The sequence below is a fragment of the Olleya sp. 1-3 genome (assembly GCF_002836085.1).
Classification (GTDB): Bacteria; Bacteroidota; Bacteroidia; order Flavobacteriales; family Flavobacteriaceae; genus Olleya; species Olleya namhaensis.
In genome coordinates, this window is sequence record NZ_PJBW01000009.1 from 1 (window position 1) to 18174 (window position 18174).

At 32.9% G+C, this 18174-nt stretch carries 17 protein-coding genes; 3 read left to right on the forward strand and 14 right to left on the reverse strand.

Annotated elements, in window-relative coordinates; all coding sequences use genetic code 11:
• Positions 1-294: 294 nt before the first annotated feature.
• The 4 genes from CXF54_RS10560 to CXF54_RS10575 form a co-directional block, all read right to left on the reverse strand.
• Positions 295-1014, reverse strand: coding sequence for a DUF3307 domain-containing protein (locus CXF54_RS10560; protein ID WP_101203504.1), 720 nt, complete (start codon positions 1012-1014; stop codon positions 295-297).
• Positions 1011-1610, reverse strand: coding sequence for a SatD family protein (locus CXF54_RS10565; RefSeq protein WP_101203505.1), 600 nt, complete (start codon positions 1608-1610; stop codon positions 1011-1013). The genes CXF54_RS10560 and CXF54_RS10565 overlap by 4 nt, the downstream gene beginning before the upstream one ends.
• A 117-nt stretch (positions 1611-1727) precedes the next feature.
• Complete coding sequence (locus CXF54_RS10570) at positions 1728-3218, reverse strand: YfcC family protein (protein WP_101203506.1); 1491 nt, start codon at positions 3216-3218, stop codon at positions 1728-1730.
• Between the two features lie 36 nt (positions 3219-3254).
• Positions 3255-3770 carry a GNAT family N-acetyltransferase gene (locus CXF54_RS10575; protein ID WP_101203507.1) on the reverse strand — a complete coding sequence of 172 codons (516 nt, stop codon included), beginning with the start codon at positions 3768-3770 and terminating at the stop codon, positions 3255-3257.
• A gap of 91 nt (positions 3771-3861) precedes the next feature.
• On the opposite strand from CXF54_RS10575, the gene ung reads away from it, so the two are divergent.
• Positions 3862-4527, forward strand: coding sequence for a uracil-DNA glycosylase (ung, locus tag CXF54_RS10580; RefSeq protein WP_090840732.1), 666 nt, complete (start codon positions 3862-3864; stop codon positions 4525-4527).
• A gap of 174 nt (positions 4528-4701) precedes the next feature.
• Here the strand turns inward: ung and CXF54_RS10585 are convergent, their stop codons facing one another.
• From CXF54_RS10585 to CXF54_RS10605, 5 genes are all read right to left on the reverse strand, one after another.
• Positions 4702-5556 (reverse strand): substrate-binding domain-containing protein, encoded by an 855-nt coding sequence (locus tag CXF54_RS10585; protein WP_101203508.1) that lies wholly within the window; start codon positions 5554-5556, stop codon positions 4702-4704.
• Position 5557: 1 nt separating this feature from the next.
• Positions 5558-6427 (reverse strand): nucleoside phosphorylase, encoded by an 870-nt coding sequence (locus tag CXF54_RS10590; protein WP_101203509.1) that lies wholly within the window; start codon positions 6425-6427, stop codon positions 5558-5560.
• On the reverse strand, positions 6427-7356 hold the full coding sequence (locus CXF54_RS10595) for a DUF1835 domain-containing protein (protein WP_101203510.1): 930 nt from the start codon (positions 7354-7356) through the stop codon (positions 6427-6429). The genes CXF54_RS10590 and CXF54_RS10595 overlap by 1 nt, the downstream gene beginning before the upstream one ends.
• A gap of 2 nt (positions 7357-7358) precedes the next feature.
• Positions 7359-7685, reverse strand: a complete 327-nt coding sequence (locus tag CXF54_RS10600) for a translation initiation factor (RefSeq protein WP_101203511.1) — start codon at positions 7683-7685, stop codon at positions 7359-7361.
• Between the two features lie 79 nt (positions 7686-7764).
• Positions 7765-8712: an isopenicillin N synthase family dioxygenase gene (locus tag CXF54_RS10605; protein WP_101203512.1), complete on the reverse strand. Its 948-nt coding sequence runs from the start codon at positions 8710-8712 to the stop codon at positions 7765-7767.
• A gap of 124 nt (positions 8713-8836) precedes the next feature.
• On the opposite strand from CXF54_RS10605, the gene CXF54_RS10610 reads away from it, so the two are divergent.
• Together CXF54_RS10610 and CXF54_RS10615 are read left to right on the forward strand one after the other, a co-directional pair.
• Complete coding sequence (locus CXF54_RS10610) at positions 8837-10843, forward strand: thiamine pyrophosphate-dependent enzyme (protein ID WP_232782609.1); 2007 nt, start codon at positions 8837-8839, stop codon at positions 10841-10843.
• 55 nt (positions 10844-10898) lie between these two features.
• Complete coding sequence (locus tag CXF54_RS10615; RefSeq protein ID WP_157823434.1) at positions 10899-11726, forward strand: hypothetical protein; 828 nt, start codon at positions 10899-10901, stop codon at positions 11724-11726.
• A gap of 1 nt (position 11727) precedes the next feature.
• On the opposite strand, the gene CXF54_RS10620 is transcribed toward CXF54_RS10615, so the two are convergent.
• The 5 genes from CXF54_RS10620 to CXF54_RS10640 form a co-directional block, all read right to left on the reverse strand.
• Positions 11728-13110, reverse strand: a complete 1383-nt coding sequence (locus tag CXF54_RS10620) for a TolC family protein (protein ID WP_101203514.1) — start codon at positions 13108-13110, stop codon at positions 11728-11730.
• Between the two features lie 2 nt (positions 13111-13112).
• Complete coding sequence (locus CXF54_RS10625; RefSeq protein ID WP_101203515.1) at positions 13113-14468, reverse strand: HlyD family secretion protein; 1356 nt, start codon at positions 14466-14468, stop codon at positions 13113-13115.
• 1 nt (position 14469) lies between these two features.
• A complete protein-coding gene (locus CXF54_RS10630) occupies positions 14470-16137 on the reverse strand; it encodes a peptidase domain-containing ABC transporter (protein ID WP_101203516.1) in 1668 nt (555 codons plus the stop codon).
• Positions 16130-16816 carry a TetR/AcrR family transcriptional regulator gene (locus CXF54_RS10635; RefSeq protein WP_101203517.1) on the reverse strand — a complete coding sequence of 229 codons (687 nt, stop codon included), beginning with the start codon at positions 16814-16816 and terminating at the stop codon, positions 16130-16132. Before CXF54_RS10635 ends, CXF54_RS10630 begins: the two co-directional genes overlap by 8 nt.
• 90 nt (positions 16817-16906) lie before the next feature.
• On the reverse strand, positions 16907-18157 hold the full coding sequence (locus CXF54_RS10640; RefSeq protein ID WP_101203518.1) for a mechanosensitive ion channel family protein: 1251 nt from the start codon (positions 18155-18157) through the stop codon (positions 16907-16909).
• Positions 18158-18174 lie beyond the last annotated feature (17 nt).

The window sequence follows — 18174 nt, forward strand, 5'->3', positions numbered from 1 at the left end:
ATGACGTTGTGGTTGTGATAGTAGTCGCGGTTATGATTCCTGTTCCGGTTATGGTTGTGTTTGTGGTTGTGGTTTTAACTATAGTTGAATTAGTGCTTGACGTCAATCTGAATTTATTTCAGATTCTCATTATTTGAAGTTATCGTGTCGCTTAGCCTGTTGCGTGATACTGAAACATGTTAAGTCTGACGTTGTAGATATAGTTATGCTTAAGCTTCAACTGAAATCCTGATGCTTTTGGCTTTATTTCCGCGAAAGCGATATTATCTAAATTGTAACCTGAGAGTTACTAATTTACGATTTTAAGTTAATGATGTAGTTATAACATAATCCAACGGTTATGGCTATACCAAAGCTAAGGAGTGTCCCAATCAAGATATATTCGGTTAATTTTCGGTCTTTCGCTTTTGATAAATCTCCGAATCTAAACACTGATTTTGCTGCTATTAGTAAACCTATGGCGCTCCATTGGTTTATGATTATAAATCCAAACACAAATAGGCGTTCTAGTATACCAATGTATTTTCCTGCTTTTTCTAAGGAGTCGTTTGCATCATCTTCGTCTAGAATCCATTTACTCATTATTAAGCGCATTATTACGGATGCTATGGATGTTATAGCAATTAGTGATAGTAGTAATGCTAATGTGTTTTTAGTATATAGCACGTCTATATCTAAGCTGTATGAGGTGTATGCTACAGCGACTAATATTATAATTATTAGATGTGCAATTTGGTCCATTAAAAATAGACGTCTAACATTTATTTTAGAGGTTAAGTGTAATTTAATTAGATCTATAAGATAATGCGAAACGACTATAGTTGTTATTCCTAGCCAATACGTGGTGTCAAATTGTAGTATAACTAGTAAGGCTATGGCATGAATTAGAACGTGATAGTATAGGTATTTGGATTTGTGTTTTTTTAATATTTTGTCTTTTACCCAATGGTCTGGCTGAAGCACAAAGTCGCCTATGGCATGTGCTAATACCAATTTAAGTACTAGTAGCATCATAACTTTATTATTTGGTTTTTGTAGTAGTGGTTTAGTTGCATAATCTCTTCATAGCCACCGCGTTTTAGGGCTGCACTGATGTTACTTTGAGATTTGTTTAATAGGTCTGCTATTTGTTTCTGGTTTTTTGTTGGATGCTCTAATACGGCTAATATTACTGTTGCTACTGTACTGCTCCAATTATTGGCGGTTAATACTGCTAAATTAAGCATGATATTTAACGGTTGATCCCAATCTGGAGTATTAGATTTTATGCTTAAGGTTTGCTTTTTTAGAGTTTCAAAAGCTTCGCCAGAGTTTATGAAGGCAGGACCATTGGATTCGGCTATTTTTTTAGCATTATGGGTTTGTTGTCCCAATCCGATGGCGATTCTGACATCATAATTATCGTTTTTCTTAATGGCTGCCTTTATGTGTAACGCTGCAAATAAGGCGTGTTGTGGTGTGGTAACCAACTGAAAACTATCGCCTCTATAAATGTCCCACTGGTGTGGTGCTTGTCCATATTTGTCCAAGGTTTGCTTTAATATATCTAACCATTGCACAACATTACCTTGTCTAGAGTTGATAATATCTCCTGTTAAAACTGCTACCATTTTGATTACTTTTTATAAATGTATCGCTTTTTAAGCAGATATGCAATAATATATGCTTAAAAGCAGATAATTTAAAATATCTGCTTTAGGGCAGATATTTTGGTTTCTAATATCATTTTATAAAAAACTTGATACCGTCATAACTACTAATGTAAATACAATAAGGGTTATAAATAGTGGCATTACAAATTTAATCCATTTGTTAAAGCCTACTTTTACCACTGCCAATGAGGCTAATATTAAACCTGTTGGGTTTATAAAATAAAATAAGCCTAATCCGTATTGATACGCGTTTACAACAATTTCTCTTCCTACACCAACACTATCTGCTAAAGGCGACATGATTGGCATTGTTAATACTGCCATACCAGAACTACTTGGTATAAAAAAGGATAATCCTCCGTAAATTGCGGTCATGGCGCTTGCAAACACACCTTTGTTCATGCCCTCCGTCATGGAACTAGCATAATATAATAACGTATCGCTAATTAATCCATCAGCCATAATTACAGTTACACCACGTGCTATACCAATAATTAAAGCGACTCCTAATAAGTCTCCTGCACCTTTTACAAATGTATCTATAAACTCTGTTTCTTTAATTTTTGCAATTACTCCAATTAAGATAGAACCTACTAAAAAGACAGAGGTCATCTCTACAAACCACCATTCTAAAGCCACAACGCCATAAATCATGATTATAAAACACAAAGCAAACACTATTAAAGAAAGACGTAAACGGGTTGTGAATTGTACGGTTTCGGTTTTATGAGAGAATAATGCTGCTATCTGTTGTTGCTGATCGTAAACTACAGATTTTGTTGGGTCTTTTTGTACGCGTTTACCATATCTAATAATATACGTTAAAGCAATAGTTAAACAGGCTAGTAGCATAAAAAGTCTTCCGCCAAGTCCTGTTGTCCAACTAATACCTGCTGCGTCACTAGCAATAATAGTACTAAATGGATTAATTGTTGAGCACATAGTCCCAATAGCACTCCCTAAAAAAATAGAGGCAATACCAACCATAGCATCATATTTTGCTGCTAAAAATACTGGAATTAAAATAGGGTAGAAGGCAATAGTCTCTTCAGCAAAACCAAAGGTTGTTCCTCCTGCTGCCACTAAAACTGTTACTAATATAATTAAAATAAACTCGCGTCCTTTTAAGGCTGTTGCTAATTTGCTGATTCCAGCATCAAACGCACCTGTACTATTTATTATACCTATTAATCCTCCGATAATTAAAACAAGGAAAATAATGTCTGCCGATTCTATGATCCCTTTTATTGGCGACTGTACAAAATCGTAAAAATCTTGTGGTTGCGCTTCTAGCTCTTGATACGTATTTGGTATGTTAATAGGTTTGTTAATGTCTCCATTAGTAAATTTTTCTAAAGGAATTTTAATATTCAGCGTTTCTAAGGTTTGTTGAGTTGCTGGTAATGTTTCAGTGTTTTCTAACGCCACTCTTGTAAATTGATTCGCGTCTTTATTATACCCCAAAGTTTGGTACTTACCCGCAGGAACTAACCAAGTTAATAGTGTTACTAATCCTGCTATGATTAGTAAAATGGTTTGTGCTGAAGGGAATTTTATGTTTTTCATCTAAAAAATAATTATCTTTTTGAGGTAAGTAAATGGTTATTGTTCTAATTGTATTTGAAACAAACACGCTGGCTGATTATGGTAATGGTCAGGCAAACCATCTGTGTTTTTTAATTCAAACATCCCTAAAAAATCAAATCCTGATTTTTTATAATAGTCTATTAAATCCGTGTTGTTTCCTAAAGTGTCTAATCTAATATAATCTATCGCGTTAGTTTTTGCATAGTCCTTTGCCCAAGCCACAATTTTAGACACAAACTGTTGTCCTCTAAATTTAGGGTTAGTCGCAATACGATGGATGTAAATAGCATTGTCATTTTTACTGGTTTCCCAAATTTGCTCGTCTTTAAAGGCAATTGCCCAAACGCAAGCCACTGTATTGTTGATTATGAGTTTAAATTGGCGGTTTTCTTTAATTTCTGAAACAACCATTTCGCGTTCAAAATCAGGCCAAACCACAACGGTTTTCTTAGTTTTTTGATAGTCTGAGGCTATTTTGTATAACTCAAAAATAGTGTCAATATCCGTTAATGTGGCGTTTGTAATAGTCATTTAATATTTAGTAAATAAGTTAGAGTTATTAAAGATAGTATTATTTTTAGCACTCTGTTACACCTAATAATGGCAGCAAAAATAACAAGATATGAACGTGAATATCCATCAAAGTTGGAAAACTTATTTACAAACCGAATTTGATAAGTCTTATTTTAAAGATTTAACGCAATTTGTAACTAAGCAATATCAAGAAGCGACTTGTTTTCCGCCTGAAAATCAAATTTTTAATGCTTTTGAAACCTGTCATTTAGACGATTTAAAAGTTGTTATTATTGGTCAAGACCCGTATCATAATTATGATCAAGCCAATGGTTTATGTTTTAGTGTTACAGATGGTGTTAAACATCCACCATCTTTAGTTAATATTTTTAAAGAAATTGAAACGGATTTAAATATAAGTTATCCGTCAAGCGGAAATTTAGAGCGTTGGGCTAAGCAAGGGGTCTTTTTGCTAAATGCGACGTTAACGGTTAGAGCGCACGAAGCGGGGAGTCATCAAAAGGAAGGTTGGGAAACTTTTACAGATGCTGTAATTAAAACGATTAGTGACCAAAAAGAAAACGTGGTGTTTTTACTTTGGGGTGGTTTTGCTAAGAAGAAAGCTAAGTTAATTGATGCTAAAAAACATCATATTTTAACGTCTGGACATCCTTCTCCTTTAAGCGCTAATCGAGGATATTGGTTTGGTAACAAACACTTTAGTCAGACTAATAGTTTGTTAGCATCCGATGGCTTGGATTTGATAAATTGGTAAGGTGTTTTTACTATTATTTGAAATTATTACAGATGATGTGTTGTTGCAGCTCTCCTCTTAAATTTAAGCCGAGTCATGAGTTTCAATTTCTTAATTAAAAACAAATTGTAAGAAAGAGGAGTTTAAGTATTCATACATAAAAAAAGCCTCACTAATAAGTGAGGCCTTTTCAAATTATAAATCTTCAACAAGATCTTCATATTTCCATTTTTCAGGAATAATATTTAGAGCAAATAGCTCGTCTTGAACTTTTTTAACGGTTTGTTTTGAGATGTTTTCTTGTGACCATTCTGTTAAGCTTAACCATTCTTGAACATCTTCAATTTCTTGTTCATAACGGTTGGCAATCATACGGTCTATACTTGGTATTTCTTTAAACTCTTTAGTGGTTGCATTTACAATATCTAAAATAGCTTTAACGTCTGCTTTATTGGTTTTTAAAAAGTCTTCTCTTACTGCTATAACAAAGCATGGCCAAGGAGAAGGACAGTTATCAACACGTCTAAAAGTACCATTATCTACTAGTGGTTTTGTGGTAAATTTCTCCCACATAAAGTAATCGGCTTTTCCTTCGGTTAAACCATCAACAGCACCATCTAAGTTTTTTATAACTTCAAAGTTTAAATCTTTTTCTAGATCCCATCCATTATTTTCAGCATTAATGTACGCCATTAAATGTGATCCAGAACCATATCTGCTTATTGCTGCTTTAGTTCCTTTTAAATCTTGAATGTTTTTATAATCAGATTTTTCAGCCACATGAATTCCCCATATTAATGGGGTATCTACAAATACCTGAACAATTTTAGATTTGTTACCTGCAATAATATCTTTTATAATCCCTTCAGTAAGTATAACTGCCATATCAATGTCACCATCGCGTAAACCTTTACACATAGCGCCTGTACCGCCAAAATAATCTTTCCAACGTAAGTTGATATCTTGCTCTTTAAACTCGCCATTTTTTAAGCCTAAATACCAAGCTAGGTTAAAATGTTCTGGTACACCACCAATATTAATCTGCTTCATCTTATTGTACTAATTTGTCTAAAGTATATTGTATTAAGTTCTCTACTACTAATTTAGAATCTTTACTAAATTCTCCTGTAGCACGATTAGCAATTATAGCATTCATGGATACTGCTCGATGCCCCAATAAGCCTGCTAAACCATATATTCCGGCTGTTTCCATCTCTAGATTAGTAATCGCCTGATTATTATAACTAAAGGTAGCTAGTTTATCATTAAGATCATTGTCTTGGATTGATAGTCTTAAAATACGACCTTGAGGTCCGTAAAATCCAACATTAGTTGCTGTAAAACCTTTTGTAGTTTGATTAGAGTCTAACTTAGCAAATAACGCTTTATCTGCAGTTACTACGTAAGGCTTAGATTTGTCCTCAGACCAGTCTGTATGGGCTATTAAAGCATCAGACACATCTGTTTGCTGGATGTGTTTACTATTATAAAAATGAAGTAAACTATCAAAACCACATGCTTTTTCGCTAATTACAAAAGTATCAATACCAATATTTTTCTGAATAGATCCAGAGGTTCCGATACGCACTATATCAAGTGATTTATGTATTTTATTAATTGTTCTTGTTTTTAAGTCGATATTAACAAGAGCATCTAATTCGTTAAAAACAATATCTATATTGTCTGTTCCAATTCCTGTAGAAATTACAGTCATACGCTTACCTTTATAAAGGCCTGTTTGGGTATGGAATTCTCTTTTATGAGTAGAAAATTCGATTGATTCAAAATATTTTGTAACACCAGGCACACGATCGGGATCTCCCACCGTTATAATTGTGTCTGCGATATGTTCTGGTAATAAATTAAGATGGTAAACACTACCATCTGGATTTAGAATTAATTCTGATTCTTGTATAGCCATTAAATGGTTTGTATTAATTTATTCTCTTTTTTATTGTATTGGAAGTCCGCTTTATTTACGCCTCCAAATTGTAGATTGGTATCTATTAATTTATAGAAGTTTTTTTGGTCTTCTATAGCCAAATGACCATTTCTGTTTAAAGTTAATGTGTTTTCCGTTTCGTCATAAAACAACGCTAATCTATCAATCATTAGTTTTAATTGTAAATCCCCAAAGCCATAGTAACCTTGATAATGTAAACAATAACCTAATAAGTGATTACGGGACGTTACGCTGTGTTCTTTTATAAGTACCAAGGTGTTAAATTCTAAAGTATTTAATCCACTTCTAGTATCCGGAAAACGTCTTAAATGTGCTTTTAAGCAATTGCTTAAATATTTAAAACTAGAGGGTCTTATAATTAATTCTTTTAATAAATTATGGTCATGTTCGCAATAAATACGCCACGCTTTTTGGGCTGTACCAATATCATCAACATTTAACTTAATTCTATTATTATATTCTTTTAAAAGTTGCTGTTCTGATAAATCAGATAATGCTTTAAGTTCCTTTTCGCCTTCAATACGCCCACTACAAACTAAATAGAGTGGAAGCTTGATACCTTTTTGTTTAATTAAACTAATAGCAGCTACTAGATTAATATGGCAGAATAAATCATATTCAAACCATAATACAATATCTGTGTATTTTGAAACATCGTTTAGTTTATCAAACTCGGTTTTAATACTGTCAATATCATATTCTAGCGCATAAGTCTCCTCAAGAAATGCTTTTCTATTTTTAAAAAATTCAGGTGTATCAATCTCTTTTGCGGTTGGACCTTCACAAAGCATTTCGTGCCAAGTTAAAGTATCTCCTTTAAAGTTTATTTTAGATAAATAATCTGTTAAGCTAGAACCGTTTGTGATATGAAGACTGTTTTCGCTCATAATTATCCGCCAACCCGTTTTACATTAAACCCTTTTTCTTTTAGCATTGCCATGATTTTATCACGGTGATCGCCTTGAATTATAATTTTATCATCTTTAAAACTACCACCAACACTCAATTTTTGTTTCAGCTCTTTTGCCAATAACTTAAAATCTTCGGTTGCACCTGTATACCCTTCTAAAATGGTAATAGGTTTGCCTTTACGCTTTTCGTATTTGCAAAGTATTGGGTCATCTTGAAGCCATATATCACTCTCTTTGTCTTGTTTTTCAACAATTTCAGGTTCGTGTTCTGGGAAGAGATTTTTTAATTGATCTTGTAAATCCATTTTGTAGTGTTTATAGTTCACATTTACAGTCTCAGTACCACAATCTATTGTGATTGTGACTGAGACTGTAAACTGAATACTATTTTTTCAAACCTAATTCTCTTAAACGCTCGTCTAAAAACTGACCAGCAGTAATATCATCAAACTGTTTAGGGTTTTTGTCATCCACGCAGCTGTCTAAAACATCAAGTTTCATTTCGCTTATTGGGTGCATGAAAAAAGGAATTGAGTAACGTGATGTTCCCCAAAGTTCTTTAGGTGGATTAATTACTCTGTGTATAGTAGATTTTAATTTGTTGTTAGTATGTCTAGATAACATATCTCCAACATTAATCATTAATTCATCTGGTTCTGCAATGGCATCAATCCACTCACCAGCATTATTCTGTACTTGTAAACCACGACCTTGAGCACCCATTAACAATGTAATTAGGTTAATATCACCATGTGCTGCAGCACGGACTGCATTGTCCGGTTCTTGCGTGATTGGTGGGTAATGGATTGGGCGTAAAATTGAATTTCCGTTATGGATATAATTATCAAAATACGTTTCTTCTAATCCTAAATGTAAAGCTAATGCACGTAATACGTATTTAGCTGTTTCTTCTAATCTTTGGTAAGCTTCTTTTCCAACTTGATTAAATTTAGCAAGCTCATTTACACTAACATTTTCAGGATATTCTTTAGCACGTTCAGCATCATCTTCTACATATTGTCCAAAATGCCAAAATTCTTTTAAATCGCCTTCTTTTTTACCTTTTGCACTTTCTTTTCCAAAAGACACATAGCCACGTTGTCCACCAATTCCTGGTATTTCGTATTTATGTTTTGTTTCTAATGGTAAAGAAAAAAAGTTTTTAATTTCTGTATATAAGTTATCTACTAAGGAATCGTCTAATAAGTGCCCTTTTAAAGCAACAAATCCTATCTCTTCGTAAGCTTTTCCAATTTGATCAACAAATTGTTGTTTTCTAACAGGATCTCCAGATGTAAAATCCTTTAAATTAACGCTAGGTATGCTATTCATCTTTATATTTTATAAGTGTAATATATACAAATGTAGCGAAAACATTGGAAAAATGGTGCTCATATTTTTTTTTAAAGCACTGATTTACTTCTGAGCAATTATTCTATATTTGACAAACGCTTTTATGAAAACATCAGCATTAGAAAAAACCAACATGACTTTTGACAAACAATCTTTAGATAATACTACGCTTTTAAATCTTTATAAGCGTATGCTAAAACCAAGATTAATAGAAGAAAAAATGCTTATTTTACTTAGACAAGGTAAGGTTAGTAAATGGTTTTCTGGTATTGGTCAAGAAGCTATATCTGTTGGTGTAACAGCTGCCATGCATAAGGATGAGTATATTTTACCAATGCATAGAAATCTAGGCGTTTTTACAACAAGAGACATTCCATTGCATAGATTATTTTCGCAATGGCAAGGAAAAGCTAATGGTTTTACAAAAGGAAGGGACAGAAGTTTTCACTTTGGAACGCAAGAGTTTAATATTGTGGGAATGATTAGTCATTTAGGACCTCAATTTGGGGTTGCAGATGGTATTGCTTTAGCTTCTAAATTAAAAAACAAAAATCAAGTAACCACTGTTTTTACAGGAGAAGGAGGGACTAGTGAAGGGGATATCCATGAAGCTTTAAATGTCGCTTCCGTTTGGCAATTGCCTGTTTTGTTTTGTATAGAAAACAATGGTTACGGTTTATCTACGCCAACTACAGAGCAATATAATTGTAAAGATTTAGCGGATCGAGCCATTGGTTACGGAATGGAAAGCCATATAATTGACGGAAATAATATTTTAGAAGTCTATACTAAACTTGTTGAGTTGGCAACAAGTGTACGTGAAAATCCTAGGCCGATTTTAATCGAATTTAAAACCTTTAGAATGCGCGGGCATGAAGAGGCTAGTGGTACAAAATACGTGCCTCAGGAGTTGATGGACGAATGGGCAACTAAAGATCCAATCGAAAATTATCAAGAATTTTTACTAAAAGAAGGCGTTTTAACAACTGACTTAATTTCAGAATTAAAAGCAAAATATATTACTGAAATTAGTGATAATTTAGATATCGCTTACGCGGAAACTGAAATCGTTTCTACTGAAAGTAATGAGTTAAATGATGTGTATCAAGACTTTGTATATCAAGAATTTAAAGAAAATAACGAAACTTCAGAATTGCGTTTAATTGATTCGATTTCTGAAGGATTAAAACAATCAATGGAACGTCATGACGATCTTGTTATAATGGGTCAAGATGTTGCCGAATATGGAGGTGTTTTTAAAATCACAGATGGTTTTGTAGCGCAGTTTGGAAAGGACAGAGTCCGTAATACGCCAATATGCGAATCGGCAATTATTGAGACCGCAATGGGATTAAGTATTGCCGGAATAAAGAGTGTTGTAGAACTACAATTTGCAGATTTTGTAACCTCTGGATTTAATCCTGTGGTTAATTATTTAGCTAAATCACATTATAGATGGAACCAAAAAGCAGACATTGTTTTAAGAATGCCTTGTGGTGCAGGAGTAGCAGCAGGACCGTTTCATAGTCAAACTAATGAGGCTTGGTTTACAAAAACACCAGGTTTAAAAGTGGTTTATCCTGCATTTCCTTATGATGCTAAAGGATTGTTGGCAACAGCTATTAACGATCCTAATCCAGTATTGTTTTTCGAGCATAAAGCACTATATAGAAGTATTAGACAAGAAGTGCCTACAGATTATTTTACTATTCCGTTTGGTAAAGCAGCTTTACTTCAAACTGGGAGTGATATTACTGTTATTGCTTATGGTGCTGCGGTACATTGGGCATTAAGTACTTTGGAGAAACATCCAGATATTAACGCGGACGTTATAGATTTAAGATCTTTACAGCCTCTAGATACCGATGCTATTTATGCTTCCGTTAAAAAGACAGGGCGTGCTATTATATTGCAAGAAGATTCACTTTTTGGAGGTATAGCTAGTGATATTTCCGCATTAATTATGGAACATTGCTTTGAGCATTTAGATGCGCCTGTAAAACGTGTAGCTAGTTTAGATACGCCAATACCGTTTATCAATCAGTTAGAAGATCAATACCTTTCTAGAGATAAATTTGAAGGAGAATTACTTAAATTAATGGACTATTAGCATAGTTTTAGCATTTAGGTACGATTTTTGGTTTATTTTGGTCAAATAAATAAACATGATGAAATTTTACATTTCTTTTTTTATACTTTTTACGCTTTCTGTAGCTTCCTATGGCCAAATAGACGGAGAGGGTGTTGGTTTGGTTATTCCTGCAGTAGAGAGTGAGGACCCAAAAGATGACCCAGAATTAATTATAGAACCTGCTCCTGAGACAGAAGAAGCACAGCCCAAAGATAATAGCAATACGGAAGTTAATGTGCCTAAAAAGGTGGTTGCTGCCGAAAAACCTAAAAAAGCATTTTCTATTTATGAAGAAGATAATAACTTCAGAAATCCTGCTGAGCTTTATACAAAACAATTAGACAGACAAATCGAAAGTGTTAGAGAGCGTGAACAATTACTACCTGAGGATACCAACCAAATTTTAGGTGAATTTAAAACAACTGCTAAAAAACTTAATATACAGTATCGCGATTTTGGTCAAGTCGATGGTGATTTAGTACGTGTTATAATAAATGATGATATTGTTGTGCTTCAAGAAATGTTGACAAACGGTTTTAAAGGGTTTAATATAGATTTTAATGAAGGTGTATTCAAAATAGAATTCCAAGCATTAAATCAAGGTCTTTATGGACCAAATACGGCAGAGCTTAGGATTTTTGATGAAAATAATAATATTATTATGTCAAATCAATGGAATTTAAGAACAGGACGTAAAGCAATTCTTGTTTTAGCTAAAACCGAAGAAAGCAAATTAAAACTTTTAGAACAAGGTTTTAAAGATGACGAAATCACTAATCCAATAGAAGAGTCTGTTAAAACAGATACAAAAACAAAGGAAGACACTACTAAAGCATCTTCCGATACTAAAAAAGAAGAGTAATCTAATTTGGGACTAACCCTAAATTATTAAACAGCTTGGCTTTGGTTGTAAAAAATTTATTTTTCAACTGTATTGCTTTTACTTGCGCTGCTATCAGCTTATTTTCTCTACTATTAATTAAAAACACTGAGCTTTCTCCAAAACTAAATTTGCGTTCTTCAGCATTTAATAATGTATTGTAGTCCGTTACAATAGTCTCAATTAATACATTTTGTGTTTGATAAGATTCTAACTCTTTAGTTACTGCCTCAATCTTATTTTTTAATTGCAATTGGGTATTTGATAGATCAAACTTAGCTTCTTGTATTTTCAATTTAGATAGCTTTAAATCACCTCTTTCTTTTCTTAAAAACAAAGGAAAGGCCACTTTTATAGTTGCTTTATAGTTTGCAGCATTAAAGGTGTTAGCTTGATTTGGTGTTTCACTTAAAAAATTATACTGCGCATTAATCACAGGTAACAGTTTGTTCCCTTTTAATTGTCTATCCACATCCAAACCATCAATTTTACTACCTAAGGCCAATAGTTTTGGATGGCTTTCGATATTAAAATTATTCAGCTGATTTAAAGATAATACATTATCAATCTCCTCTTCAATAATAGTAATAGGCGTTACAGTAGCATTAATATCCACCGGCGTATTGTTTATCCAAATAAAGTTAGACGCTTCTAGTCTTGCTTTTAACAACTTAACCTTTGCTTGCTCTAATTCTAAAGCTCTTGTTTTTACAATAATTCCGGCTTCTAGACTATCTATTCCCGCTTTATCACCTGCTAAAACACTTGATCGCACACCTTTAAATCTAATATCTGCATTTTGTAAAAAGCGTTCGTAAATTTTAGTTTCGTTATACGCTTGCAACCAATCAAAATAAGCTAGAGATGCATCGTAAATTACTGTGTTTACTAATAAATTACGTTCTGCTTCTGTCTGTGTTTTAAAAAACTTAGCTTTTTTAACATCAGCCATACGTTTGTTTATCCACATACCTTGACCTAAAGAAAACCCTATACCTGCACTAAATAAACCATCATCTGGTACGGTGTTTTCTGGGTTAAGATAGTAGCCAGAGTTTTCTTCAAAATTAGCTTTTAACTCAATACCGTACCAAGTTGGAACTTTAAAGGTAGCGTTTAGACGTTCGTAATACTCAGTGCTTTTAAAATCTTTTTCATTAAAATCCACTTGAAACTTTGGATCAAAGCCACCACGCGCTTTCATTAAGGCGGCTTGGCCTACTTCCAAGCGTAAATCTGCTTGTTTTGCAACAGGATGATATTGTTTAACGTAACCTAGATATTCAGTAAAACTTAAGCCTTCAATAGATTGTGCGTTAATTAAAAAAGGAATGACTAGTACTATGTATTTAAATATGTTTTTCATCTTTACTTTTTATCTGCTTTGCCTGTTTTTGCTTCGTTTGGCTGATAATAATTAGGAGGGAAGCCATTTAACTGTCTCCATAACTCAAACCAAATTGGTACATCTTCTAATAACCCAATAGCTCTTGCTCCAGAACCTACGCGTACTGCTTCTGGCCATTTATGTTCTCCTTCAATTGGCGCTAAAAGGATTCTAAATTTTCCGTTAGGACTAATAAAACGTTCTATTGCCACTACTTTTGCACCGTAAGTACCATAAGATACATTAGGCCAACCGCTAAATATAATAGCTGGCCACCCGTCAAACTGTACTCTAAATTGCTCATTTAAATGGACTAGAGGTAAATCTATTGGATTTATAAAAGTTTCGATAGCGATATCAAACTTAGATGGTGTGATTCCAACTAATTGCTCACCTTCCTTAAACGTTTCTCCAATACCAGCTTTTATAGCTTTGTTTATATAGCCATCTTGCGGTGCTTTGATATAATACATATCATTTCGCATAGAATAATTAGTGTACGCATTTTCTAATTTGGTGACTTGTGCTTCCGCATCAAATCCACTAGATTCCGCAGTAAATTTATCACTCTGCGCTTTGGATATTTTATCTGAATACTCTGCACTGATACGGTTTAATTCTACTCTTGCATTAATAACTTCATTCTGAGCAGCTAAATACTTATTCTCTTGTGAAATCAGTTTAGCCTGAGTTTCTTGCAGTTTTAAACGCTTTTCCTCGACATCTGTGACAGCTTTTAATCCTTCAGACTGTAATTGCTCTGTACGCGAAAATTGTTTTTCAGCAATATTTAAGTTGGTTTTTGAAGCTTGAAAATCGATGCTATCACTTTTAACCTTTAATTTAGATTGTAATAGTTTGTTTTCGGCTTGTTGTAGTTTTAACTGTCTTTCGTTAGCTAAAGCTGAAATACGATTATTTAACGCTTTAACTTTACCAGTATAAGAGATTACAGAAGCACTTTTAGCTTTAATCTGCTGTCCTGTTCTTTCGACTAAATTAGGATCAAAATATTCGTTTTTTATTTCAGAAATAAATAAAATAGTATCTCCTTTTTTTACAAAATCACCTTCTCTGACGTGCCATTTTTCAATACGACCTGGTATAGGCGATTGAATGGTTTGCGGTCTTTGATCTGGTGTTAGTGTTGTTACCAAACCTGAAGCAGTGATGCTTTGTGTCCAAGGTAAAAACAATATTATAATTCCAATAATGGCAAATATTATTAATAAGCGATTAAAATGCTTATAATGTCTTTTGTTAAATGCTTTTTGCACAGAACTAAAACGACTGATATCAACGCTTTTGTTGACGTTATTTGTTGAAATATTTAACATGCTATTTAGTGTTAATTATTTGACCTTTATCTAAAATAATCACTTGGTTAAGTGTTTGTTTCCAGATATTATTCTGGCTAACAACAACTAAAGTCCAAGGATGCTGTGGTTGACTTAAAAAGTCTACTATTTGCTGTGCTTCTTTAGCTTCAAATTGATCTAATGGTTCTTTCAGCATTAGCAAGCGTGGTTGTTTTACAATACTTCTTGCTAACATTATTTTTTTAGAAATTGTAAAAGACACCCCTTTTCCTTCTGGATATAACATCGTACTCATGCCATCTGGTAATTGTTTTACAAAGTCCTTTAGTCCCACATTTTGAATAGCCCAATCCAATTGCTTCGCAGTAATAGAAGTGTCTCCAAAGGTTATGTTTTGAAGTAGCGTCCCTTCAAACGGTGTTTCTTCTACTAAAATCTGTCCAATATTAGAACGGTAACTATTGATGTTAATACTAGTTAATGATTTATCGCAAACGTAAATACTTCCATTTGTAGGAGCAATAACGCCAGCAATTAATTTTAGCAAACTAGATTTACCAGAACCACTGTCACCTTGAATTAAAATCCTGTCCTTAGCATTAATTTTTAAGGAAATATCCTTTAAAATAGGAGTGCTGCGGTCTGGCACACTGTATGAAATATTATCAAGTTCTATATCAAAATCAGTATCAGTGACATCTAATATCTCGCCATCTTGAGACTCTAAATCTTTATCTACAATTTTTCCTAATTTTTCAATTGAAGTCAAAACATCATAAAATGTTTCTAAACCTAAAATTAGTTTTTCAACAGAATTAATGACTAATAATATTATAATCTCTGCAGCGACAAACTGCCCAATATTCATTTGCTGATTAAGTACTAAAGCACCACCAATAATCAAAAGACCGGCTGTTACTAAGACTTTAAAACCAATAAGCTGAATAAACTGAGTTACTAATATCTTAAAATGGCTCTCTCTTGCTTCTAAGTAATTAGTAACCAATTTGTCGTTTTTATTAAGGGCTAAACTCGTTTTTCCAGACAATTTAAAACTAACTATAGAGCGTGCAATTTCTTGCAGCCAGTGTGCCACTTTATACTTGTGGTTAGACTCATCAATACTTGTTCGTAATCCTTTTTCTGCTGTAAACTTAAATACAACGTATATTAAGATTAATAATAAAGCACCATATATAATAAAAAAGGGATGGTAAAAAGATAAAAGAATCAATCCAAACACGATTTGTAAAATAGCTGCAGGAAAATCGATTAAAACTTTGGCGATTCCTTTTTGTACATTAATAGTATCAAAAAAGCGATTGGCTAATTCTGGTGGATAATAACCACTTAAACCACTCATTTTCATTTTAGGAAAACGATAAGCAAATTCAAAAGAAGCTCTCGTAAATATTTTTTGCTGAATATTTTCAATAATTCTGATTTGCATCAATTGTAAAATTCCAACAAAAACAACACCTAAGGTCACTAAAACTACCAATACAATCCAAGATGTGCTAATCTGTGCAGCTTGTAGTAAATTGATAATAGCTTGAATCCCCAGGGGTAAGGATAGGTTAACTAAACCAGCAAAAATGGCGTAGAAAAACACTTGTCTAACATCTTTTCTGTCTAATTTTAATAAACCAATAAAACGTTGCCAAGCAGTTAGGATTTTTTTACTCATTTGTAGTAATGTTAAGGGTTTTGAATACTAAATCTTTAAAATAATTTGTAGGTGAATCAGAAGCTTTTAAGTCTGATATGGTTGTAAAGTGATCTTTTAAAAAGTGTTGATGTAAAGCACCATCTATAACCGTGCTTGCTAAACTAAATGCGTAAGGGTAGTTGCTGTCTATTGCTAAAATCATGTCATGAAGCCTAGTTACTAAACGTTTGTATACTAAAAAGTAACCCTCTTTGTTTTCGTTATCAACCTCTTTAGTTAAGTAAGATTTTGAGTATTCATTTATAACTATGCGCTTTAAAATAACCTCGTTAATATGTGAGAAGTTAGAATCTACTGTTGTAGTTCTTGTCAGTATATTTATGGCTTTATCAATTTTTGCAGTTGTGTTATCAATACTATTTGTTGTAAATACCAATTGATATTCTAACCAAGTCCAATACCAAGACGCTAAATAGATTAGTAATTTATGTTTACTCTCAAAATAGCGATAAATACTACTTTCATTAGAGCCAATTTTAGCACCTAATTTTTTAAAAGTATAAGCATCAAAACCAATTTCATCAATTAGTAGGATACTATTTTCTACGATGCGTTTACCTAAAGCAGAAGATTCTGGATCTTTAAGGTAAATTTTCTCGTTAATATTAATCTTTAGATTTGAAAGTAAAGTATGCATAATATTTAATTTGATTGCAAATATAATAGTAATACTATTAATGTTGAAATCGAATTAACTAAAAATTAACTTTCAATAAAATTTAAGAGGCTAGCACTGCTTAAAAGAAGTGTCGTTTGGTAGTTCAAACAATTCTAAATCAAAGTAAGGTACAGCAGCTAAAAAGTGATCAAACAAGTCACTCATTACGTATTCATAACTTTCCCAACGCTTATCCTTAGTAAAGCAGTAAATCTCTAAAGGAATACCTTGTGCGGTTGGTTGTAATTGTCTAGCCATTAGTAACATGTCGTTATTAATAGCAGAATGTTGCTCTAAATATGTTTGAATAAATTTTCTAAAAACACCAATATTAGTCAGGTTTCGTCCGTTAATTAAAACAGATTTATCAATAGTGTGTGACGCATTAAAGCTATTTATTTTATCCTGCATTGTGTTTAAATACACCGAAATGATCTCGATTTTTTTCAAACGTTCAATGTCTTCTGTATTTAAATACTTTATAGACGTTTGCTTGATTAGCATGTGTCTTTTAATACGTCTACCGTCAGAGTTTGTCATTCCTCTCCAGTTTTTAAACGAATCTGATATCAACGCATAAGTTGGAATAGTGGTAATAGTATTATCAAAATTCTGAACCTTTACCGTCGCTAAATTTATTTCAATAACATCTCCATCTGCACCAAATTTTTCAAATGTAATCCAGTCACCAATGCGGACCATATCATTAATAGACACTTGTATACTAGCAACAAATCCTAGAATGGTGTCCTTAAAAATCAATAAAATAATGGCTGTAGCAGCACCAAAACCTGTAATAAATTTCCAAAGCGAATCGCCTCCAATAATTACTGCCAATGCCAGACCAGCTCCAACAACCCAAGCAAATATCATAAATACCTGAATATAACTATCAATTGGTTTATCTCTTAATCTTGGTAAGGTTTTAAAGTAATTTTTAAGTGTATTTAATAAGCTTCTAACAATCCATAAACCTAATATAATCCCGGCAACTTGCATTAATTTTTCAAAAAACACATGTAGATTTTCAAAATCATTAAAAACTAAAGGAATACTTTCTATCGCTAAGTATAAAGCAGGAATATGTGCTATGTTTCTTGGGACGCGGTTAGCGATTAGTAAATCGTCAAAATTAGATTTAGTAGTCGATGCTACTTTAGCAGACAATAGCCTTAAAACCTTTCTAATTAATAGATCTAATAGTAAAATTACAACCAGCGTAACTATTAAAAGCACCAATAAATTTAAGTATTTAGAGGTTACTTTACTAACTCCTAAATCTATAAAATAATCGTAAAAAAAATGGGCGTATTTAATCATGAAATATGTTGCTAATT

Coding starts and splice junctions, on each gene's coding strand:
- CXF54_RS10600 (WP_101203511.1), bottom strand. CDS start 7,685: ATGGATTTACAAGATCAATTAAAAAATCTCTTCCCAGAACACGAACCT.
- CXF54_RS10630 (WP_101203516.1), bottom strand. CDS start 16,137: ATGAGTAAAAAAATCCTAACTGCTTGGCAACGTTTTATTGGTTTATTA.
- CXF54_RS10620 (WP_101203514.1), bottom strand. CDS start 13,110: ATGAAAAACATATTTAAATACATAGTACTAGTCATTCCTTTTTTAATT.
- ung (WP_090840732.1), top strand. CDS start 3,862: ATGAACGTGAATATCCATCAAAGTTGGAAAACTTATTTACAAACCGAA.
- CXF54_RS10565 (WP_101203505.1), bottom strand. CDS start 1,610: ATGGTAGCAGTTTTAACAGGAGATATTATCAACTCTAGACAAGGTAAT.
- CXF54_RS10635 (WP_101203517.1), bottom strand. CDS start 16,816: ATGCATACTTTACTTTCAAATCTAAAGATTAATATTAACGAGAAAATT.
- CXF54_RS10625 (WP_101203515.1), bottom strand. CDS start 14,468: ATGTTAAATATTTCAACAAATAACGTCAACAAAAGCGTTGATATCAGT.
- CXF54_RS10570 (WP_101203506.1), bottom strand. CDS start 3,218: ATGAAAAACATAAAATTCCCTTCAGCACAAACCATTTTACTAATCATA.
- CXF54_RS10575 (WP_101203507.1), bottom strand. CDS start 3,770: ATGACTATTACAAACGCCACATTAACGGATATTGACACTATTTTTGAG.
- CXF54_RS10615 (WP_157823434.1), top strand. CDS start 10,899: ATGATGAAATTTTACATTTCTTTTTTTATACTTTTTACGCTTTCTGTA.
- CXF54_RS10595 (WP_101203510.1), bottom strand. CDS start 7,356: ATGAGCGAAAACAGTCTTCATATCACAAACGGTTCTAGCTTAACAGAT.
- CXF54_RS10605 (WP_101203512.1), bottom strand. CDS start 8,712: ATGAATAGCATACCTAGCGTTAATTTAAAGGATTTTACATCTGGAGAT.
- CXF54_RS10585 (WP_101203508.1), bottom strand. CDS start 5,556: ATGAAGCAGATTAATATTGGTGGTGTACCAGAACATTTTAACCTAGCT.
- CXF54_RS10590 (WP_101203509.1), bottom strand. CDS start 6,427: ATGGCTATACAAGAATCAGAATTAATTCTAAATCCAGATGGTAGTGTT.
- CXF54_RS10610 (WP_232782609.1), top strand. CDS start 8,837: ATGAAAACATCAGCATTAGAAAAAACCAACATGACTTTTGACAAACAA.
- CXF54_RS10560 (WP_101203504.1), bottom strand. CDS start 1,014: ATGATGCTACTAGTACTTAAATTGGTATTAGCACATGCCATAGGCGAC.
- CXF54_RS10640 (WP_101203518.1), bottom strand. CDS start 18,157: ATGATTAAATACGCCCATTTTTTTTACGATTATTTTATAGATTTAGGA.